Source organism: Desulfopila inferna (assembly GCF_016919005.1).
Lineage (GTDB): Bacteria > Desulfobacterota > Desulfobulbia > Desulfobulbales > Desulfocapsaceae > Desulfopila_A > Desulfopila_A inferna.
Window position 1 is genome coordinate 889,541 of record NZ_JAFFQE010000001.1, and the last position, 19,455, is coordinate 908,995.

General features: G+C 48.7%; 20 protein-coding genes and 1 riboswitch. Of the genes, 8 read left to right on the forward strand and 12 right to left on the reverse strand.

Annotated features, from left to right (window positions below; all coding sequences use genetic code 11):
* The first annotated feature begins 28 nt into the window (after window positions 1–28).
* The 3 genes from kamA to JWG88_RS03750 all read left to right on the forward strand — a co-directional run bounded on the left by kamA (window position 29) and on the right by JWG88_RS03750 (window position 2,952).
* Window positions 29–1,351 carry a lysine 2,3-aminomutase gene (gene kamA / locus JWG88_RS03740; protein ID WP_205232347.1) on the forward strand — a complete coding sequence of 441 codons (1,323 nt, stop codon included), beginning with the start codon at window positions 29–31 and terminating at the stop codon, window positions 1,349–1,351.
* A complete protein-coding gene (gene ablB, locus JWG88_RS03745; RefSeq protein ID WP_205232348.1) occupies window positions 1,341–2,174 on the forward strand; it encodes a putative beta-lysine N-acetyltransferase in 834 nt (277 codons plus the stop codon). The genes kamA and ablB overlap by 11 nt, the downstream gene beginning before the upstream one ends.
* A gap of 310 nt (window positions 2,175–2,484) precedes the next feature.
* Complete coding sequence (locus tag JWG88_RS03750; RefSeq protein ID WP_205232349.1) at window positions 2,485–2,952, forward strand: NAD(P)H-dependent oxidoreductase; 468 nt, start codon at window positions 2,485–2,487, stop codon at window positions 2,950–2,952.
* A gap of 29 nt (window positions 2,953–2,981) precedes the next feature.
* Here JWG88_RS03750 and JWG88_RS03755 read toward each other — a convergent pair whose 3' ends face one another.
* The 7 genes from JWG88_RS03755 to JWG88_RS03785 form a co-directional block, all read right to left on the reverse strand.
* On the reverse strand, window positions 2,982–3,605 hold the full coding sequence (locus JWG88_RS03755; RefSeq protein WP_205232350.1) for a hypothetical protein: 624 nt from the start codon (window positions 3,603–3,605) through the stop codon (window positions 2,982–2,984).
* A gap of 184 nt (window positions 3,606–3,789) precedes the next feature.
* Window positions 3,790–4,560: an SDR family oxidoreductase gene (locus JWG88_RS03760; protein WP_205232351.1), complete on the reverse strand. Its 771-nt coding sequence runs from the start codon at window positions 4,558–4,560 to the stop codon at window positions 3,790–3,792.
* 211 nt (window positions 4,561–4,771) lie between these two features.
* Window positions 4,772–5,272, reverse strand: coding sequence for a rubrerythrin family protein (locus tag JWG88_RS03765; protein ID WP_205232352.1), 501 nt, complete (start codon window positions 5,270–5,272; stop codon window positions 4,772–4,774).
* A gap of 178 nt (window positions 5,273–5,450) precedes the next feature.
* Window positions 5,451–5,930 (reverse strand): universal stress protein, encoded by a 480-nt coding sequence (locus JWG88_RS03770; RefSeq protein ID WP_240194236.1) that lies wholly within the window; start codon window positions 5,928–5,930, stop codon window positions 5,451–5,453.
* 434 nt (window positions 5,931–6,364) lie between these two features.
* The gene (locus tag JWG88_RS03775; RefSeq protein ID WP_205232353.1) at window positions 6,365–6,814 is read right to left on the reverse strand and encodes a DUF4442 domain-containing protein; all 450 of its coding nucleotides are present in this window, start codon (window positions 6,812–6,814) and stop codon (window positions 6,365–6,367) included.
* A 73-nt stretch (window positions 6,815–6,887) separates the two neighbouring features.
* On the reverse strand, window positions 6,888–8,156 hold the full coding sequence (locus JWG88_RS03780) for a radical SAM protein (RefSeq protein ID WP_205232354.1): 1,269 nt from the start codon (window positions 8,154–8,156) through the stop codon (window positions 6,888–6,890).
* Window positions 8,157–8,234: 78 nt separating this feature from the next.
* Window positions 8,235–9,461: an MFS transporter gene (locus tag JWG88_RS03785; RefSeq protein ID WP_205232355.1), complete on the reverse strand. Its 1,227-nt coding sequence runs from the start codon at window positions 9,459–9,461 to the stop codon at window positions 8,235–8,237.
* Between the two features lie 297 nt (window positions 9,462–9,758).
* Here JWG88_RS03785 and JWG88_RS03790 point away from each other — a divergent pair, with 297 nt between their 5' ends.
* Together JWG88_RS03790 and corA are read left to right on the forward strand one after the other, a co-directional pair.
* Window positions 9,759–10,610, forward strand: coding sequence for a mechanosensitive ion channel family protein (locus JWG88_RS03790; protein ID WP_205232356.1), 852 nt, complete (start codon window positions 9,759–9,761; stop codon window positions 10,608–10,610).
* A gap of 124 nt (window positions 10,611–10,734) precedes the next feature.
* Window positions 10,735–11,799: a magnesium/cobalt transporter CorA gene (gene corA, locus JWG88_RS03795; protein WP_205232357.1), complete on the forward strand. Its 1,065-nt coding sequence runs from the start codon at window positions 10,735–10,737 to the stop codon at window positions 11,797–11,799.
* 84 nt (window positions 11,800–11,883) lie between these two features.
* Here corA and JWG88_RS03800 read toward each other — a convergent pair whose 3' ends face one another.
* The 4 genes from JWG88_RS03800 to JWG88_RS03815 form a co-directional block, all read right to left on the reverse strand.
* A complete protein-coding gene (locus tag JWG88_RS03800) occupies window positions 11,884–12,771 on the reverse strand; it encodes a hypothetical protein (RefSeq protein ID WP_205232358.1) in 888 nt (295 codons plus the stop codon).
* Between the two features lie 80 nt (window positions 12,772–12,851).
* Entirely contained in the window at window positions 12,852–13,379 is a 528-nt protein-coding gene (locus JWG88_RS03805) for a GDYXXLXY domain-containing protein (RefSeq protein ID WP_205232359.1), read from the reverse strand.
* Window positions 13,372–14,445, reverse strand: coding sequence for a DUF4401 domain-containing protein (locus tag JWG88_RS03810; RefSeq protein WP_205232360.1), 1,074 nt, complete (start codon window positions 14,443–14,445; stop codon window positions 13,372–13,374). Before JWG88_RS03810 ends, JWG88_RS03805 begins: the two co-directional genes overlap by 8 nt.
* Window positions 14,442–15,410: a DUF2157 domain-containing protein gene (locus JWG88_RS03815; RefSeq protein WP_205232361.1), complete on the reverse strand. Its 969-nt coding sequence runs from the start codon at window positions 15,408–15,410 to the stop codon at window positions 14,442–14,444. Before JWG88_RS03815 ends, JWG88_RS03810 begins: the two co-directional genes overlap by 4 nt.
* A gap of 463 nt (window positions 15,411–15,873) precedes the next feature.
* Between JWG88_RS03815 and JWG88_RS03820 the strand changes: the two genes are divergently transcribed.
* Window positions 15,874–16,215: a hypothetical protein gene (locus JWG88_RS03820; protein ID WP_205232362.1), complete on the forward strand. Its 342-nt coding sequence runs from the start codon at window positions 15,874–15,876 to the stop codon at window positions 16,213–16,215.
* Window positions 16,216–16,686: 471 nt separating this feature from the next.
* On the opposite strand, the gene ribB is transcribed toward JWG88_RS03820, so the two are convergent.
* Complete coding sequence (gene ribB, locus JWG88_RS03825) at window positions 16,687–17,433, reverse strand: 3,4-dihydroxy-2-butanone-4-phosphate synthase (protein WP_205232363.1); 747 nt, start codon at window positions 17,431–17,433, stop codon at window positions 16,687–16,689.
* A gap of 105 nt (window positions 17,434–17,538) precedes the next feature.
* Window positions 17,539–17,686: riboswitch (FMN riboswitch) on the reverse strand.
* A gap of 917 nt (window positions 17,687–18,603) precedes the next feature.
* On the opposite strand from ribB, the gene JWG88_RS03830 reads away from it, so the two are divergent.
* Window positions 18,604–18,960, forward strand: a complete 357-nt coding sequence (locus tag JWG88_RS03830; RefSeq protein ID WP_205232364.1) for a cupin domain-containing protein — start codon at window positions 18,604–18,606, stop codon at window positions 18,958–18,960.
* A gap of 114 nt (window positions 18,961–19,074) precedes the next feature.
* On the forward strand, window positions 19,075–19,323 hold the full coding sequence (locus tag JWG88_RS03835; protein WP_240194237.1) for an amphi-Trp domain-containing protein: 249 nt from the start codon (window positions 19,075–19,077) through the stop codon (window positions 19,321–19,323).
* The last annotated feature ends 132 nt before the right edge of the window (window positions 19,324–19,455 follow it).

Genomic DNA, 19,455 nt, shown 5'->3' on the forward strand with positions numbered 1-19,455 from the left:
GCTTATTGCAAGCAAGGATCTTTTGATTATGACAAAGAATATTTTTTGCACAAGTCAACGAAAAATCGCCGATCATCTCAGTGACGAAAAAGTAGCCCTCTCCAAATGGAGTAGCTGGCACTGGCAGTTGAAAAATGCAATCACAGAGGTGGAGACTTTCGAGGAACTTCTGGATATCAATCTCGAACCATTAGAGAGGCGCAAGGTCGAGATGACCATGAAAAAATTTCCGATGTCGATCACGCCTTATTATCTTTCCTTAATCGATCGAAAGGACTTCCGGAACGACCCCGTCTTCCGCCAGGCTTTTCCCAATTCCAAGGAATTGCATATCGAAAAATGCGATATGGCCGATCCGCTGGCAGAGGACAAGGACAGCCCGGCACCCGGTATCACCCATCGTTATCCTGACCGGGTGCTCTTTCATATCAGCAATGTCTGTTCCATGTACTGCCGCCACTGTACGCGCAAGCGTAAAGTCGGTGATGCCGACTCAATCCCCAACAGAGCCCAGCTCCGTGAAGGAATAGAATATATCCGCAACACCCCGGAGGTGCGTGATGTTCTGCTCTCCGGCGGCGATCCCCTGATGCTCAGCGACATCCAGCTCGACTGGATTCTCAGCGAACTCCGCGCCATCGACCATGTGCAGGTAATTCGCATCGGTTCACGAATGCCCGTGGTGCTGCCGTATCGCATCACCGACGAGCTGGTTGAGATGTTGAAGAAGCATCATCCGTTATGGATCAACACCCACTTCAACCATCCACGTGAAATTACCAGCTCATCCCGCCAGGCCCTGAAAAAAATGGCAGATGCGGGCATTCCCCTGGGAAATCAGTCGGTACTGCTGGCCGGCGTAAATGATTGTCAGAGGATTATTAAATCATTGGTCAGCAAGCTTGTCGAAAATCGGGTGCGACCCTACTATCTTTACCAGTGCGATCTTTCCGAAGGACTATCACATTTCCGGACCCCCATCGGCAAGGGCATCGAGATTATGGAAGGCTTGATCGGTCACACCAGCGGTTTTTCCGTACCAACCTATGTGGTCGACGCTCCCGGCGGCGGCGGCAAAATTCCTCTTACTCCTAATTATCTGATTTCACTGTCAACCAATAAGGTGGTGCTGCGAAATTACGAAGGAGTGATTACAACCTATAAAGAACCGGACAGCTACAAGGAAAACTTCTGCGACCGCAAATGTGATGAGTGCAATCTGCAGCTCAAGCTCGAGGATGGGGAAGAAACCGCCATCACCGGTATTGAAAAATTGCTGTCAGACTACGACAAAACAATCAGTCTGACCCCGCAGAACAATTCACGAATGGACAGGCGTAATGGCTCTTGATCAAATCGAATCCTTCGGGCACTCGCTGATTCAGCACGGTCCCTCCAATGACCGGGTCTACCTGATGAAATTGGACAGCAGCGACCTCCCCGATATTCTGGCGCATATCGATGAACTTGCCACACAGCGCGGCTATTCAAAGATATTTGCCAAAATCCCAGCCTCTGCCGGAGATTTTTTCCGGCAGAGCGGGTACCAGATCGAGGCAGCTATCCCGAACTTTTACAATGGTGAGGATGACGGCCTCTTTATGGCCCGCTATTACCAGGCCGGGCGCATGGTGGATCCTGCTTCCGAACAGGTCGAAAAAGTTATCGAAAAAGCTCGGCAAAAAGCCGCTCCCAGGAAAAATGGGAATAGCAGTTTTTTGGAATGCCGGCTGGCGGCCCCGAAGGACTGCCCGCAGATGAGCGAGCTTTACCGGCAAATTTTTGCAAGCTACCCCTTCCCCATTGACGATCCGCAATACCTGCGCTGCACTATGGCCGAAAATGTTGTCTATGCGGGCATATGGCAAGATGAAAAATTAACTGCACTGGCCTCGGCGGAAGTCGACAGGAAGGCGGCCAATGCCGAAATGACCGACTTTGCCACCCATCCCGACTATCGCGGTCAGGGCCTGGCCACGATCCTGCTGCAGAAGCTGGAAGGATTGATGAAAAAAGACGGCATCAAGACCTGCTACACCATTGCCAGAGCAACCAGCTACGGCATGAATATCACCTTCGCGGCAAATGGCTATGTTTTCGCCGGCACCCTGATCAACAACACGCAGATTTCAGGTTCTCTTGAGAGTATGAATATCTGGTACAAGCAGATATAGCTGCCGGTGTTTCCTGAGTGCTTCATCTCTCTACCTGCCTTCTGCACCCGTATATGCCGAGAGATTTTTTCCTGTTGTTTCGGCAAGAAAATAATCTTATGATTAAATTTGGAACTAACCCCTTTCGGGTACATTCCTGAGTCCGATTACCCAAAAATGGCGGTGAGCCCGGCGAACATCAACAATTTACAGTTTCCTTCTAACATCGTCGATAAGCTGCATATCTATAAATACATCCATTTGTCCATACCGAAATGCGGGATTCTCTTAAAAGCACCGCAACAAGGCCATCGACCATCAGGAGCAGCCCGTGAACATTCCACAGAAAAAAATTTTGATACTTTACCATTCACAGGGCGGGACAATGAAGCTTATGGCCCGCAGGTTTGCAGAGGGAGCGGCGATGGAGGAAAATATTGCTGTAACCTTGAAAAAAGCAGCGGACGCGACCCTGGAAGACCTGCTTGGCTGTGACGGAATAGCCATTGGTTCTCCTGAATATTTCGGAACGATGGCAGGTATGATCAAAGATTTCTTTGATCGTACATACGAGCTTGCCAGAAACGAAACCATCGGGCTTCCATACGTCATTTTTGTATGCGCCGGCAATGATGGACGCCAAGCAATCACCCAGATAGAACGAATTGCCGCCGGCTACAAATGGAATAAGGTCCAGGAGCACCTGCGGATCGTCGGCCATCCGACTGAGAAGGATCTGGGGGATGTGGAGGAACTGGGCCAGACCTTGGCGGCAGGACTGGATTTTGGCATTTTTTAACCCGGTTGAATTGAATGGCAGTAAGGCATTTATCCGGAAAATGGCCGGATGTCGGCGGTTTTGATGAAATCAGGGGATAAGATAATCACATCCTCTGATCTGCCCGACATATAGACAAGTACCGCATCCTTGCTCATATCCACCTCATAAATTTCCCCACCTCCCTGAGAGGTATCTTTCCACCTCTCTGCAAACCTTCTTGCTCTTTTTATATCAGGAGTCCATGCCAGGCTTCTCCTGAATCCGGTCACCGAGCCTCTGTAGGCTGTGGTAGAATCGGGAAACAGGGGTTTACCGCATTTTCTCAGCCCGGTCTTGTCACAGAGGTTGAAAAGTTTTTCCCATAATGCAGCATCTCCGCCCGAGGAAAAGGGTGCGTTTTCTTTGCCATATAAAAATAACACGGCTTCTTCAAATTTACCGCAATGACGAAATTCATCGATATTATTGGTCAAAAACTGAATATGATCTCTATGATTGAGAATATACATAGCCTTTAGAGGGTCGGCTTCCTCAGCCAGAGCACCCTTGATTTTAACGAGTTTCTCTTCAAGCTCCTGTTCGTGCCTTAACTGCATCTGAGGACTGTCGAAGGAACCCAAGAAAACATCCGGCTGGTAAAGAAAGATAATTTTATCTAAATTCCACTTCATTGTATTCCCTCTATATTATCAAACAGAAAGATCCCGGAAAAGGCATAGAGTCGCCGAGACCGGAGTACCGTATGCCAGGGACAATACCTGATACGATCATCAAAAGCGACAGGAAAGAGTAAGATTCGTGCGCGCAAAAAGAGGCTTGTTAGCCGAGTTTAGCGGCAAGCTCATCAAGTTTTTCCTACTCCACATAGATCATTTTTTTCGTCATTCCGCCATCAACGACAAATGATTGACCCGTAATAAAAGCTGCCTCGCTGCTCAGCAAATACGCAGCAAGAGCGGCGATATCCTCTCCGACTCCGACTCGTCCCGCCGGATGCTGCCGATGATCCTCCCAGCTGAGCCGCGAATCATATCGCTGTGATTTCTTTTTAAGGGAGCTTACATCGATCCATCCCGGAAGAATGGCATTGACCCGGATACTACCGGAAAAGCTGATAGCCAGGGCATGAGTGAGAGAAACAAGACCACCCTTTGAAGCGGCATACGCTTCCGTATTGGGTTCGGACTGCAGAGCCCGGGTTGAGGCGATATTGACGATGGCTCCATTCTGTCGTGTCAGATGCGGCGCAGCATGTTTAACCATCAGGAATGAGCCAGTCAGATTGGTCCGCAGCATGGTTTCCCAATCATTTAGATCCAGCAGAGTAACCGGGCCCTGCCGCGGGTTGGATATTCCGGCGTTGTTGATCAACCCGCCCAGTGAACCGTAAGTTTTGACCGCCAGATCGACACAGGCGATGACATCCTTTTCGTCTCCTACGTCCGTTTCAATAAAGCTGAGACGCTCAGGCGCATTGAGATGCTCTGCCAGCTCTTCTCCCGCCTCCCGATCGCTATCCGCTATTATCACGAAGGCATCACGCTTCAAAAGGTGTTCCACTATGGCCCGGCCGATCCCCTGGGCTCCGCCGGTTACAATGATGGCCATGCCGGTAAAATCCATCATGAAGCTACTCCTGTGAAAATTTTTTGGAAACTATTATCAACCTGAGGAATGCTGGCCATTAGGCAAGTGCAGCCATAAAAAAGCTCACCGCCACCTCTTTCACGGGGCGAGAAAATTCTGAGTTCAGGAATAATCAGAACAGAGCAAACAGCAACGGCCGGAGAGCAGCAGCTTTCTCCGGCCGGAGCATTGCGGGTTAGGAAGAGACAGTTTAGGCAACGGTCAGGAAAACTTTTCCAAGGGCATTACAGACAGGGCATTTTTCGGGAGGTGAACCCAGTTCAATATACCCGCAGATTGGACAAAGATAAAATTCACTTACATCCATGTCTTCACCCTTTTTTACAGCCTCAAGTGCTTTTTTGTAGATATTGGCATGTACCTCTTCGGCTCCAAGAGCAAACTTGAACATGGTCTTGGCCTTATGGCCTTCTTCCTTGGCCTGCTCTTCCATCGGCGGATACATGTTGGTGAATTCATCGGTTTCTCCGGTGATTGCCGCCTCGAGATTTTCGGCGGTGGAAGCTATCATATCAAGAGCCTTGAGATGACCTTCTGCGTGAATCCGTTCCGCTTCGGCTGTTGTCTTAAAGAGCTTGGCGATATTGCCAAACCCTTCTTTTTCGGCTTTCTGGGCAAATGCTCTATACTTTTGATTGGCCTGGCTTTCTCCGGCAAAAGCTTCCTTTAAATTGTCGGTGGTCGATGCCATCTTTGTCCTCCTAATTTTGTTTGAATGAAAAATTATGTTTCGACATATCTATATATACACACTGAGCAGACTTTTCAATAACAATATTCATTATCAATAAGAATTTTTTTGCCGAATGAACCGACAAGAAATATGCTCAATCCCTAAGAATCGTTTTTAATGTTTGCGGCGACTGTTTTTACTCACAACAGGTATATGGATTGATTGTCATCACCGGACATTTAGCCGTTTTTACGACTTTATCGGCAACACTGCCGAACATGATTCGCTCGACACCTTTGTAGCCATGGGTTCCCATTATGATCAAGTCGCTCTTTTTCTCGGAAGCATATTCTACAATTTTCTCAGAGACATCGCCTACCAGAACCTTGCTCTCAATAATAGAAACACCTGCCTTCTCGAAATAGCCGTTATGCTCGCGGCAAAAGGCTGTCATCTGCTCTTCAGCTCCGGTAAAAAGCTCATGTTCAATATTGGGAACATTCATCTGCGGAACAAAAAAACCCGAATAATCTTCAAAATTCTGGACAACAAAGATGACATGGAGAGCAGCACCAAAAGTTCCCGCGACATAGGCCGCAGATTCCACCACCGTTCCCGCGTTATCAGAAAAATCAATTGGTGTTACTACGGTTTTTATCGGATTCATTTTCTTCATACCAGCCCTCCTGTATCGTGATTTGATTAAAGACCCGCTATATATTAACCCAGCTGAGCTGGATAAATATTAGACAGATAATTGCCTGCCAAAAACAGGAAACAACCTGTAAGGTACTAAATTGTCTCATACAACAGCCGGCATTGCAAGCACATCAAGAAATACTCCTCTCTTTTGGATTATCAGGTTAAAGTCAGGCGCACAATCATCAGGATGGCGGTGAGGAAAAGCGTTGGGCTTCCTTGCGTCAGCACCAACCTGCCGGATTGCCGCAATCGAATTTAAAAAGGGTAGGTTGGCGGTAGGCGCAGCGAACCCCAACAATTTAAAGGTTTCTTTGCAACATGAATAATTTGTTTTTCAGGGTATTCTTTTTAAATAGCAGAGCAAAGGCACGCTGATCCGGAAGAGCCCTCTTTATGGCTTCGTCCGTGCTATTCCTTCTTCCTCACGTAGAGCGTCTTCACCACTTTGGCCACCTTCTTTCCAGCCTCATCGGTAATATCCACCTCGAACTGCGGCATTACCTTTCTCCTTCTTTTCAGTTCGGCGTGGATATTTTCCAGATCATGATCCGTAACTACCAGTTGCGCCTTAACTATGCCTCTTCCCGGTCGTATAAAATCAATTTCTGCTGATTTATCCCAGACAATATACTGCTTGCCGAGCAGCTGCATGAGCATCAGCATGAGATGTGGATCAACCATGGCATAAAGGCTTCCGCCGAAATGGGTTTTCACGGCATTGCGGTTGTACCAGCGCAATTTCATGGAAACATCTATTCGTCTCCAGTCCCACGCTATGCGGTCAATATGAATGCCTGTTCCAAAATATGGAGGATAAGCATTGAGGACGAAGCGTAAAAGTCGTGGTGTAAAATTCATTTTCCAACCATATTATCAAGAATCTATTTGAACTCGATTTTCCGGTAACAGGGACGAGGTTCAACACCTGAATTTACAGTCGCTGAATTATATAGAGAAATGTCGGCAAGCGGCTCTGCAGTTTGAAGCGATTGAAAGCCAAAACAAGTTCCCTGGACGGTGCCCCGAATTTCAGAGGCGAGAGGTAAATGGTGCCTTTGGGTTTCCTGCGGGGTATCGAATCCCGGATTAATCTTAGAGTAGCGGGATAATGGCTATCGGGCAGGGAAGCATCCATCAGAAAGTTGGCACTCACCTCGATATTCATATAGGCGGCATTGATGCTCTGCATCCTTTTAAAGGCTTCTTCCACAGCCGCAGCTGAAATGGGTTTTCCCAGCTTGTCCAGGGTTTCCTGATCTGCCGACTCCAGGCCGATATTCATATAAAATTCGCACGGCAGCCTGCGCAACTCATCAAAAAGCTGCTCTTCCGCATTGAGAAAGGAGTCTACGCTGCCGAACAGAAAAACATTGCTGCCCCGCATATATGACGTACCGAAACCGAGGCGCTCATACGCCCTGGTTACGCTGTACAGCAGCAGTTCCCGGCTGCTGCACAGGGCATCGTGCTCACCCAGAAAAAGAGAATTATAGTTATTCAGATCCTCTCCGTAAAGCTCCACCAGTTCATCGAGCCGACGCTCTATCTCGGCTTTCGATACCTCCTGAAACGGTCTGGCTGTTTTGACTTTGCAGAATCTGCACTTATAAAGGCAGCCCTCGGCAGCTGTCAGTGGAATGACATTGTAGTCGGCATGCCTCGAATCAGGAGGAAGCACGGTCACCCTGCCGCCGCTGATCTGAAAGAGACGTCTCGCCTTTTCGGCAAGTATCGCCGGATTATTGGCCACTGCCTTACCCAGGAAATCCTTTACCTGCGGAGGGGCACCGGCAAGCCCTCCTCTCACCTTGACAATATTATCATGCCACTCGTTTATAATGCGGCGTACGGGATCGGAGGCGAAGGGGTTGCCGCCCATCAGGGCATTGGTCGGGTATTGCAGGTTGGGCAGATAAAATTCTCCTATTGCCTCAAAAACCCCGGTATATCCGCCGGTGGAGTAATAGATCCAGTCGTTGCCGACACTTCTTTTGAGCCATTCCTGAGGGTTCGGCCATGTCTCTCCCTTTCCTCTGGCAAAGATGATCTCAGCGTTCCCATTGAACTGGTAGATGGCCTCTTTAGTTTCCACCTCGGAATACCGGCCATAGCGTTGCGGATAACTGATTTTGGTATATCTGTCCGCACCCTGCTTCCCCAGGGAGACCTTGTATCCGTTTTGATGATATACAGTGTTCATTGACACTCTCTGGTGCATTGTTTTCCTTCATTTACATATTAATCAATAGTAATAGTGATGATCTCCTCCAAGGTCATGTTATTTTACCGGCATTCTGCGGCCGGCATAAACAAAATAGGCCAGGCAGAGTATCTGCAACACCAGCATAAGGCCGAATCCTGCGCTGAATCCGGCAGGAGATAATTCACCGGCTTCGCCCACAGGCCACAAGCTGATAATTGCACCAATTGCCCATTGCCCGGCAAAAGCTGTGACAAAGACAAGCAGGTTGACCGCCGTGGTCACCCGGCCGGATAAGGTCACGGGGAAAGACCGGGTCAGGGCGGAGTAAGCGATAATACCCGAAGTCCCCAGAAAGCCGAAGGCCATCCACAAGGGAAGCACGAAGCCTTCCGGAGCTATGATCACCAGCAGTTGTACCATCATAAAAAGAGACATACAGGTAACGGCAGTCGTCAAAACACTTACCCCTGCCCTGCTCAACCGCTCAACCAGGGAACCGAGCGATATGAAACCGGCTATCATGGCCACCGCGATCCAGAACAGGTTATCGGCAACAGCATCCCGACTCAGTCCGGCTACATCTTTAAGCCATGGTCCGGCCCATAACCCCTGAATGGAGAGAAAGGCGGCCTGTGACATGGTGGTAAGCGGCGCTGTTCGCCAAAAATCTTGGCTGGTAAAGACTTTGCGGACGCCGCGCATCTGGCTGTGGAAGCTCTCTCCTAAAGCGGTTGCCTTCTTCTCCGGCACTACCACAAAGACAAGCACCGCAATAACCAGCGTCAACACGCCAAGGAGAGTAAAAATCCCGCGCCAGTCGGTGAACTGTAGAGCGCTTTCCACCGGAGAGGTCGCCGCCAGAGCGCCAAGTCCTCCGGCAGCCATCTGAAAGCCGTTGACCATCGGCCATTTTTCTTTAGGAAACCATAGAGTATAGGCCTTAAACGCCGCCATCAAACAGGAGGAAACGCCAAAACCAATAAAGGCTCTGCCGACAACAAGCCCCGTCAAACTCTCCGCCCGTGCAAATAAAACAGCACCGAGACCTGCAAAGAGAAGAAGAGCCGCTTCGATCCTTCTCGGACCATAGCGGTCCAGTAAAATTCCGAGAGGAAGCTGAAATGAGGCAAAGGAAATGAAATAGACGGCCGTTAACAACCCAAGAGCTGAAGGCCCTACACCGATATCCGCTATCAGGTCCGGGGCAATCACCGCATTGACGACCCGATAAAGATAGGAGAGAAAATACCCTGCCGCAAAGGGCAGAAAAACTCTTAAAACAGTAAAAGGAAGTGAACGCATAGCCGCAGAAAGCCTCCAGTTAGAATATATTTATACCATCAGAGGCAGAATACGGCATCAGCGGCCTCTTAGCAATCATTCAGTTCCATGTTCCCGGAGTTAAAAGATATAATTTAGCTCATGACAAGATCTTGCCAGATGGTGATGCTTCATGTTAAGCATGGATTTAAAAAATGGGAAAATCAGTCCACATTGTTTACTAATCTTAGAAACTCAGGTTCTGGCCTTGAGAGGATTGGGGATAATCAGGTTTACTCGTTCCGGAAGTAGATTTCATATCACATAAGGGAGAACAAAATGATGCAAACTATCGAGACATTCTGGACAAACCATTCCGTAACGATAATCAGCATTGGCTATAATCTTTTACTGTCTATAGCCGTTCTGCTGGCCAGTTTTCTCATAGCCAAGGGACTCAAACGGACGATACAGAAAAAAGATGGGAAAATCAGCAGAATGGATGCCACCCTGATTCCCATACTATGCACGACGGCCACCTACCTGATATATACGATTGGTATCGTCTTCATCCTCGATATTTTTGGGGTAAACACAGCCAGTCTTATCGCCCTTCTCGGTGCTGCCGGTTTAGCAATCGGATTTGCGCTGAAGGATACTCTCAGTAATGTTGCTGCAGGTATAATGCTTGTTTTCCTGAGGCCTTATAAAGCCGGTGATTTTATTGAATTCAACTCCTCCATGGGAACTGTGCAGGAAATCAACTTATTTACCACCATCCTGGAAACCTTTGACGGCCTCTATATTTCATCCCCAAACAGCACCATCTGGGGCAACAGCATCAAGAATTATACCCGCAACGGCAAAAGACGCATGGACATAGTCGTGGGCATCTCCTACAACGATTCGATAGATACCGCTTTCAAGGTCCTTCAATCGATTATTCAATCTGAACCGCGATTCCTCAAGGAACCTGCCCCGCAGGTTTTGGTGGGATCCATGGGCGACAGTTCCATTAACATGCATCTCAGAGGATGGGCAACAGTGGACGATTACTGGCAAACATTATGGGATCTGAATAAACGGGTTAAAGAAGAAATCGAGCAAGCCGGGTTGACCATACCGTTTCCTCAGCGTGAGGTTCATATTGTCAATTCGAGTCAAGCTGAATTCACGGATACGCTTGCATGATTCTTTCAGTTCCGGCACTACCCGCAGCTGTGTTGGTGATTTAATACTAATCGGATTGTTACTGATCCTGCAGCTGACAGCAGGGTATTCATAGTACCCGGCAAGGAAAAAAGGAAAAACACATATGGCTCGTTTTTTACGGAGTAAAGTGGAAAGCTCAGGCGACGTACCCGGTTCTCTCGTCTTTATCGGCAATCAGAAAATCGAACAGACCATTATCCAGGTCACAACTTTCAATTCCACTCAATTTGAAGAACTGGATATCGAGGAAATAAGAGAAACCCAGCGATTTATAGCTTCGGATACCATAACATGGATCAGAATTTACGGCCTGCATGATACCGCTCAGCTAAAAACACTTGGCGAGATATTTCAAATTCATCCTCTGGCACTGGAGGATATACTCAATACGGGCCAAAGACCGAAATTTGAAGAGTACGATGAAAACCTCTTCATTGTCCTGAAAATGCTCCGTTTCGATCCAGAAAGTGAAATCATTCAGGGGGATCAGCTCTCGATCATACTCGGTAATAACTATCTCATCTCCTTTCACGAAAAGCCTGCCGACATTTTTCATCCGGTACGGGAAAGGCTCCGCAAGCATCGTGGCAGAATCCGCGAATGTGGCGCTGATTATCTCGCTTATGCCATGCTCGACACCGTCGTCGACAACTACATAATTGCAATAGAGGCCATAGGAAGTAATACTGAAGATCTTGAGGAGGCGGTTCTCACTGATCCCAGCCAGGAAACTCTTAATCAGATAACAAATTATAAAAGAGAGATAAACTACCTGCGCAAAGTGATCCGCCCCACCCGGGAACTGGTTATCAATTTAGCCAAGAGTGATACAAATATTTTCCGGGAACAGACACTGCCTTTTCTCAAGGATCTGCAGGATCTTGTCTCCCAGGCAAGCGAAGCCCTCGACAGCTACAGGGAAATGCTTTCCGACCAACTTAATATCTACAATACTACTGTCGGCAACAAGCTCAATGAGATAATGAAAGTGCTGACAATCTTCGCGGCAATTTTTATACCTCTTACCTTTATTGCCGGGATATATGGAACAAATTTTGATTATATACCTGAGCTGCGGTACAAATACAGCTACTTTATTTTATGGGGCATCATGATCGCTGTGGCAGGAGTTATGCTGCGCTTTTTCAGGAGAAAAGGCTGGATGTAGAAATTTTCCCGCAACATCGGCCAGATGCCATACTGGGGCGAAATAGGCGATAGACCGCGACTTCTCCAGATTGGGGCTTTCTTTCTATGGTTGCCCGAGAGCACCCTGAAGTGCCCGCCAATCGATCATCTCGAAAATAGCAGCAGCTCTTTCCGGATCAGCCTCCAGCCAAACAACAATTGTCTGGAGCTTGGTTTGCGGTGCGCCCTCTTCATTGGCAAACTGATATGCGGATTCTCCAGGAGGAGGAAACCACCTGCCGCCCAGAAAAACCATGGTTGATCCTTCATTCCAGGTACCCGATGAGGAATAATATCCCTCGGTCCTGAAGGCCGGCTGGCCTGCAACGGTGATGCGTTCCGCTTTCGGATCAATATCCTGATAAAGTCTGTTGGCAAAGAGACGCAGATGGACATAAGTATCGGTTGGAGACTCCGCCCGATTGATCGAGGCAACCTGCTCGTCCATAGCCTCAAATTTCTGGTTCATGAGCGCAGCCTTATGCTCCATCTCCTCCTGCAGAGCCTGTATCGCTGCGATATTACCGGAGGCTGCGGCCTCGGCAATTTTTGCGGCCAGCTGTTCATACTCCTCCATCTGTCCATCACTTATCGCAGATCCGGCAGCAACCTCCGAGATTTTTGTCATTGCGGCTTCCTGTGCCTGCCGCTGTCGTACAACATCGGTCCATTCAAGATGATACTCAAGCTTCATCGGCCAGACCTCACTGCCCTCTCCAACGGTTTCGAGATCCTTCATTTTTGTTTGCCGTGTGGTTTCCCAACCCTCTACAGGGTTACCATTAAGCGAGGCGGCAAAAAGATCCTGGACGCGGCGATGATAAGCCTGCTCCTCCGGCGTGGCTTTGCGGCTGTCCCCGTCTGCCTGAACGCAGATGGCAGAAGAAAGGAAGACGATGAGGAAGCAGAGACATTTTGACAGATAAAGAGCTGAACGATTATCTTTTTTCATAACATGAATGCCCATAGATGAGTTTTAGGGAATATGCTGCAACTTATCGAATTAAACATAGCCGGATATTTTGGAGATACCTAAGGTCTGCCGGATGGACCAAGCCGCTGGAGCGATTCATCGCGCAGATCTGTGAGCAGGAGATCTCCTTCGTTGTTGAGGCGAAATTCACCGTACCTGGCGTTTTCATAGTCCGGTGCTGTTCCCTCCTGAAAGAAAAAGGCATTAGTTGCAAACTTGACTCTGCCGTTGCGCAAACGGAAGTTGAGAACCCTCTCGTTTTGCGCCCTGCTGCTCTCGCCCAGTCGCTGAAAATTTGCCACTCTGTTGGCGTCCAGACTGACGATGACGCGCCCGTTTCGTGGTGCCAGGTTGTCCGGCTGTTTTTTGTCATGCTGCCCGGCCAACGCACTTCGTATCTCGTTGCCCATGACGAACCGCAACGCCATATAATCACCCTGCATAAGTGACCGTGGATCCACCGGCGCCAACTGGAGAAAAATAACGTCGCCTTCCTTGAGCAGCGTTTCCTTTTGGTAAATTGAGTAATTTATGATGCCAAGGGTGAGCATTCCTGCGAGGATTGCCACCAGTGCCGGTTTACTCATGGCCTACCTCCTTTACTCCGGTGAAAAGCCATTTCGAAACCGCCAGTCGAACAAGCAGAAGGATACCGCCCGTTGCCGCCAATGTCGCCGATTTATGGAGAAGAGTAGTTTCGAGTGAATAATAATAGGCCGAGATGTAAAGGAGCAGCGAGGCAATACCGAGCCCCAGAACAATCCGATTGAAGGAACCAAAACCCAGTAAAATCAAGGTAAGTCCAACCGATATCCCCGGTGCCTCGAAAGAGACAGCGGCAACGGCTGCCGCCAGCAGGATCACCAGCTGCATTCTGCCATCGGTCCACCCTGTGCCATAGCGGTGCATAATCCTGGCGGAAACGGCAACCAGCAGGAACCCCAGGACAACCTCGTCCAGCCTTCCCGGCAGAACGAATGTGTTTTCTCCATGACTTCTCAGAAAAAGGTCGGCCACCTCATCCAGCACGGTTTGGCCCTTTATCTGGAGAAGAGAGATGGTCACCCCGTAGGCTGCGGGTCGGAGAAGTATTCCCAGACTCCCCCAGCGAAATTCGTTGAGCCAGAACAGAACGGCCAGTAGAGCGGCGAAAGCAAGGGCAAGTGAAACCCCGCCATAATAGGAGAGTGCCGCCGAGAGTGCGACGATGAAAAAGTAGCCGGCCAGCAAGCGCTGGAGAAAATTGGCCATCAAAAAGATCACTATAACCTGAAGACCGGCGCCGATAAACCATGGAGCAGGCCCATGCCAGCCGATTGCGTCGATGATCCCGAAGAGGAACAGGGCTTGGCCGGTCAGGCTGAGGACCAGGCCGAACTGTTCGATGAATTCGTTACTCCCCTTGCGGAAAAGGGCAAAGGCTACCACCATGACCAGAGCGCCGAAAATAGTGGCTAGGGCCTTGTTTTCGATGATAAACTGCAGGCCGACGGCGACGAACCCAAGCAGGAACAGGGCAGCCAGCCAACCTGTAATACCGAGCATGACCCGGATATACCAGGGCGACGAATCCTGCTGCTTTTCCGGGCAGTCGCCCGCAACGATATCGGCATCCCGCAAGCGCCGCCAGAGAAGAGAGGTATCGTTGTTCATCCGACTGTCTCCCCATGGACCTTTTTGAGCCACACCGCCGAAATGGCCGACATTGCCACCATGGCAAGAGCGATAAACAGAAATCCTCCGGCATTGCCGGAGTCGAGCAGAACTTTGGCGAGCAGGACCATTGTACCGATAATGATCGAAAGACATAGACCCGCCAGCATGAAAAGGTCATGCCTGAAATGCCGATAACCCAGATATATGCCTGTACACCAGCCGAGATAGAGCAGGATATTCCAGCCGCCGGCCTGGTGCCGGTCAACGATAGTGAAGATGACGATCATGGTGGCCACCGTCCCGCCGGCAACGGCAAGCAGGCGGATGGCCCAGCGACCTTCAAGCCAGGAGAAATATTTCGTTCCCATCTCCCAGAGAATAAGCAGAAGCGTATTGAAGAAAAAGCTGGTCCAGAGCGTTGTCTCAGTGGAGGAGAAAGCCCACCACAGAGGAGGAAAGGTAGTATTATAGAGATAGACCCAGAAATTGACCAGTACGGCCCACAACAGCCACAACGGGGCGAAACGGCCGATGAGCACCCAGGGGAATGCCAATAGAGCCCAGCCGGCAAAAAGCTGCCAGGTATCTGCCCCGGTCTGATATATCTGGCCGAAAAGCGCCATCAATACTCCAAGGAGGATCATTGCAACGGTAAGAATGATTTTCCCAGTCAGTCGGCTGCCGCCGAAATAGCAGTAGCCGATAAGCGAGAGGATAATCAACGATTCAATGAGGCCCAACTTGGTGAGCCGTCCGAGAGAATGCCAGTTGAAGGCGAAAAAGAAGAGTACCGAGACGGCAAGCGACAGCATGCCGGCAACAAGCAGCAACCGGCCAAGGAAACGGCTCCAATCCCGTGTTCCGGGAAGAAGGCCTGCTGTTTTCAGTGCCGCATCCATTTTGTCGGCTGGTATGCTGCCCTGTTCAGCCCAGCGAAGCAGCTGTTGTCGATGGTTGCTCATATCGTAAAAGTCTATGTCGGAAGACACCACTTACTAACTTTCAGAGATAGTACAAAAAAAATCATGATGCGCCCAGATACCCTATTGTATTTTTGTATCTGGAGCAAGATGAAAAAGCAAGGAGACGGGCATGCTTGTCTTTGACAAAAGAAGTCGGCACCCGTGGTCATATCAGCGTATCATGAAACGAGATAATCTTAGGTGTGTTTTGTGTGGCTCATCGCCTGCAAATAAGCCGGGCTGTGAACTTCCTCCAAACACTACCTCACGATAATGCTCTTGCCATAGGTTAGTATTTCATGTTAAGCAAAGGACTTAACACAGGATCACACACAGGGGACTTTAACCCCGTTAGTTCGCCCATGCCGGGCGCACACAAAAAAATACAGCCGACGAAAAAAATCGCGGCTGATTTAAGCGTTATGAGATTCAAAGATAAATCACTATCAAATTAGAGGTTAACATGAAGAAAATTGTGATTTTTATGCTCTTGCTCTCCTTATCTGTTCCTGCCCTTGCAAAAAATAAAGATAAGTCGGAAAAACAAAAGGCATTACCACCAGGCTTGCAGAAAAAATATGAAAAAACTGGAGAGCTACCTCCAGGTTGGCAAAAGAAATTAATCAAAGGTGAAGTCCTCGATCTGGACCTTTATAATGTGGCTAGGAAAAATACGATAAAACCTAGTGATTACTCTCTAAAGCCAAAAGATGGGACAAAATTGCTAAGAATTGAAGACAGAATTATACGAATAATGAATGATACAAAAGAAATTTTAGAAGTCTTTGGGATCAAAACAAACTAGACCGCATAACCACTTAATATTTAACAACATTAAAATCTTAATCGGGTAGCCGGGGGTTTTGCTCCCCCCAGCCCCCACAACACCTAGCATGCGGGTCCGCACTAGGCGTTTCACGAAGATTACCGAGCCGTAGCCGGGTAGTGAATCCTACTCCACAGTTTCTTGACTGATATAAGTCCTGGATAGGTGGATAGGGGGTCGGATAGGGGTCAAATCTTTGCTTGACTCTTGTTACCTGCCGACTCCTGTTTACATGTCTGGAGGAGAAATAAAATGAAGGAAAGCCGCCAGGAAACCGGAATACACGAAAAGACTAATCTACGAGGAGCGGAGAATATGCTCCACTCCTCGCAGTCATCATCCTTTCAATTTACAACTGCTTGAAGTTTTGTCTCATCGACTGTCCGAATTCTCCAGAAAGTCGGGAAATTCAGTGATCGTCAGGAGTTATATCGCTGTAGCCTTGTCCAGTCAGGCCGGGACCATCATGGCTTCTCGATACTCCACGATATCCTCTACCGTCAGCACAACCATATCATGCTTCTCCGCAAAGGCAACAATTTCGGGAAGGCGCGACATGCTGCCATCGAGGTTGGTCAATTCACAGAGCACCCCGGCCGGTGCAAGGCCGGCAAGCTTCATAAGATCAACCGTGGCTTCGGTATGACCGCGCCGTTCCAGCACTCCACCGGGCCGAGCTCTTAAAGGAAAGACATGACCGGGATGACAGAGATCCTCCGCCTTGGCATCTTCTGCGACAGCTGTTTTTATGGTGGTGACTCTGTCGGCTGCGGATACACCAGTGGTCACGCCTTCTCTGGCCTCTATTGATATGGTAAAGGCAGTCTGGTTGGCACTGTTGTTATTGGCGACCATCGGGGAGAGCCCAAGCTTTGTTACTCTTTCATCGGTGAGGCATAGACATACGATTCCGCTGCACTCACGTATCATCAACGCCATTTGACCCGGCGTCAGATGTTCAGCGGAATAGATCAAATCCCCTTCATTTTCACGGTCTTCATCATCAACGACAAGAACACCTTCACCCGCCTGCAGAGCTGCAAGTGCTTTTTCCACCCGTTCGGTTGCATTACCGAATTGGCAGATCGGTCCCGCTAAACAGGAGATGCTGCCTGGTTTATCGGCCTTTAAACTACTTCCCGTTTCCTTGTTTTTTATGATGCTGCTTGATGAGTAAGGTACTGAAGACTGATTCATGGTAATCCTCCTTTCGTGTTACCAGAATCAGGGCACAGGAGTATTCACGGACATGCGGATGCATGGCCTGACAGCTCCTGGATCGGCAATACTTCCAGGTCGCTGCGCTATCCTCTCCCTTCCGGACTCTAACCGTCGGCTCTGGAATCTCACCAGATCTGCTGGTCCCCGCTGCCGGGCAGCGGGCGCTCGCGGGCTTACCACTTGTGGAATCACCGCCGGTGGGGAATTCCACCCCGCCCTGAGAATAGTTTGCGCATTATAAGCGCTCCAAAATGTCAATACGTGCAGTCGGATTCTTCCGACCGTACGCATCCAAGCATTGCCGATGTTCCTTATGAAGTCAAGTAAATTACACAAATTCCTGCCTCGGCCTTCATCATGAAAATGCTCAGCCTGCCCTATATACTTATTTAGAAGGTGAGCCTCGAGATTAGGGTCGAATTTTTGCTTGACTCTTGTCATGACTGGTCTGTCGGTTTGTCGATCCCTCTGTGTCAATATAAGCACCTCAATATCAGGATGCCTGCGGGAAAGGTTGAGCCCACAGTTTAGTCATCCGGGTTACCGTTCCTTTCAGTCACTTTCGCTTTCAGCTCATGATTTCCGCTCCAATTCCTCCAAACACTACCTCGCGATAATGCTCTTGCCATAGGTTAGTATTTCATGTTAAGCAAAGGACTTAACACAGGATCACACACAGGGGACTTTAACCCCATTAGTTCACGCCCATGCCGGGCGCACACAAAGCGTTGCTGCGGAAACGCAAACAGCTGCGATCCGCAGAGTTTCACGTTATCTGAAGAAGAGAAACTTTGAATTGCTCAAATGGATTTTGCCAAGAAAACATCGAAAGTATTTAAAATACTAATGTTTATGGCAAGTCTACTTGTAGTGTGCTGGTTTATTGGCTCTTTGTATCTCAAAAACTGCAAGAAAATCATAGATGGCACTTATGTATATGACAGATTTGAGACACCATTGATGATATCGCCCTTGTTGATACTCTTTCTTTTATTCTTGTACTTAGGAGTAAAATCAGCAGCAATGAGGAAAAAACAAAAATAAACCATAAAATATAATAGATAACCACCTGCTGCACCGGACCGGCAAATAGCGCGGCGGTTCGGTGAGCAAACCGTTCTCTATACACTTTTCAAGGAGAACAAATTGGAGAAAGAAATCGTAATTAAGAGTCTCAAGATTTCTAAAAATACCAGAGAATTTATCGACGGAAGCACTCGATCAGCGGAAAATCTAAGAACCTCATATGTTGGGTTGGGTACTTACAAGCCAGGTTGGTTCTGGTCAAAGCATGCAGGCAAGCAAACAGGCAAGCCTAGTCAAAATCACATTGGTTACGTCATATCGGGAAGTTTCGTCGTAAAAAGTGCAAGTGGCGAAGTGCAAATCGTTGGTCCTGGTGATGCCTTTGAACTGACTCCTGGTCACGATGCTTGGGTCAACGGTACTGAACCATGCACTGCATTAGATTTTGGATGCAATCAAAAACATAAAAATGACTAAAGGTGTCAAGACCTTCACAGCCATATCTCCCTTCAACCATGACCAGGCGATGAATCTTGACATCTTCCAACTCCTGTCTCATAAAAGAAAACACTCAAGCGAGTACACATGAACATGAAACCAGAACGAGATGTAGAGAAAGAATATCCGAAAGCCGAATTCGTGGCCAAGCTGCGGCGTCTGGCCGACGCCATAGAACAGGGCAAGCGATTCGAGATACAGATTGCAGGTGAGCGCATCTATGTGCCTGTCCGGGCTGAATTCTTCATTGAGCATGAGCGTTCGGATGATCAAGAGGAAATCGAGTTTCAGATCAAGTGGGAGCGCGAGGAAGTTAATCACGGCTCTTGCTTACTCTGGTGATCGCCTCGCGGGTTTGAACGGGGAGCGACGCATAACACAGCGTTCCAGTCGCCACGGGGCCGCTGGCGTTCTGCTGAAAACAGCAGCTTAGCAGCGACGAAAGAGCTAATCTGCAGTAGCAGAGCTCCGTAT

Excerpts from the sequence above, each read along its gene's own strand:
- kamA (WP_205232347.1), top strand. The coding sequence starts at position 29 with ATGACAAAGAATATTTTTTGCACAAGTCAACGAAAAATCGCCGATCAT.
- ablB (WP_205232348.1), top strand. The coding sequence starts at position 1,341 with ATGGCTCTTGATCAAATCGAATCCTTCGGGCACTCGCTGATTCAGCAC.
- JWG88_RS03755 (WP_205232350.1), bottom strand. The coding sequence starts at position 3,605 with ATGAAGTGGAATTTAGATAAAATTATCTTTCTTTACCAGCCGGATGTT.
- JWG88_RS03760 (WP_205232351.1), bottom strand. The coding sequence starts at position 4,560 with ATGATGGATTTTACCGGCATGGCCATCATTGTAACCGGCGGAGCCCAG.
- JWG88_RS03765 (WP_205232352.1), bottom strand. The coding sequence starts at position 5,272 with ATGGCATCGACCACCGACAATTTAAAGGAAGCTTTTGCCGGAGAAAGC.
- JWG88_RS03770 (WP_240194236.1), bottom strand. The coding sequence starts at position 5,930 with ATGAAGAAAATGAATCCGATAAAAACCGTAGTAACACCAATTGATTTT.
- JWG88_RS03775 (WP_205232353.1), bottom strand. The coding sequence starts at position 6,814 with ATGAATTTTACACCACGACTTTTACGCTTCGTCCTCAATGCTTATCCT.
- JWG88_RS03780 (WP_205232354.1), bottom strand. The coding sequence starts at position 8,156 with ATGAACACTGTATATCATCAAAACGGATACAAGGTCTCCCTGGGGAAG.
- JWG88_RS03785 (WP_205232355.1), bottom strand. The coding sequence starts at position 9,461 with ATGCGTTCACTTCCTTTTACTGTTTTAAGAGTTTTTCTGCCCTTTGCG.
- JWG88_RS03790 (WP_205232356.1), top strand. The coding sequence starts at position 9,759 with ATGATGCAAACTATCGAGACATTCTGGACAAACCATTCCGTAACGATA.
- corA (WP_205232357.1), top strand. The coding sequence starts at position 10,735 with ATGGCTCGTTTTTTACGGAGTAAAGTGGAAAGCTCAGGCGACGTACCC.
- JWG88_RS03800 (WP_205232358.1), bottom strand. The coding sequence starts at position 12,771 with ATGAAAAAAGATAATCGTTCAGCTCTTTATCTGTCAAAATGTCTCTGC.
- JWG88_RS03805 (WP_205232359.1), bottom strand. The coding sequence starts at position 13,379 with ATGAGTAAACCGGCACTGGTGGCAATCCTCGCAGGAATGCTCACCCTT.
- JWG88_RS03810 (WP_205232360.1), bottom strand. The coding sequence starts at position 14,445 with ATGAACAACGATACCTCTCTTCTCTGGCGGCGCTTGCGGGATGCCGAT.
- JWG88_RS03815 (WP_205232361.1), bottom strand. The coding sequence starts at position 15,410 with ATGAGCAACCATCGACAACAGCTGCTTCGCTGGGCTGAACAGGGCAGC.
- JWG88_RS03820 (WP_205232362.1), top strand. The coding sequence starts at position 15,874 with ATGAAGAAAATTGTGATTTTTATGCTCTTGCTCTCCTTATCTGTTCCT.
- ribB (WP_205232363.1), bottom strand. The coding sequence starts at position 17,433 with ATGAATCAGTCTTCAGTACCTTACTCATCAAGCAGCATCATAAAAAAC.
- JWG88_RS03835 (WP_240194237.1), top strand. The coding sequence starts at position 19,075 with ATGAAACCAGAACGAGATGTAGAGAAAGAATATCCGAAAGCCGAATTC.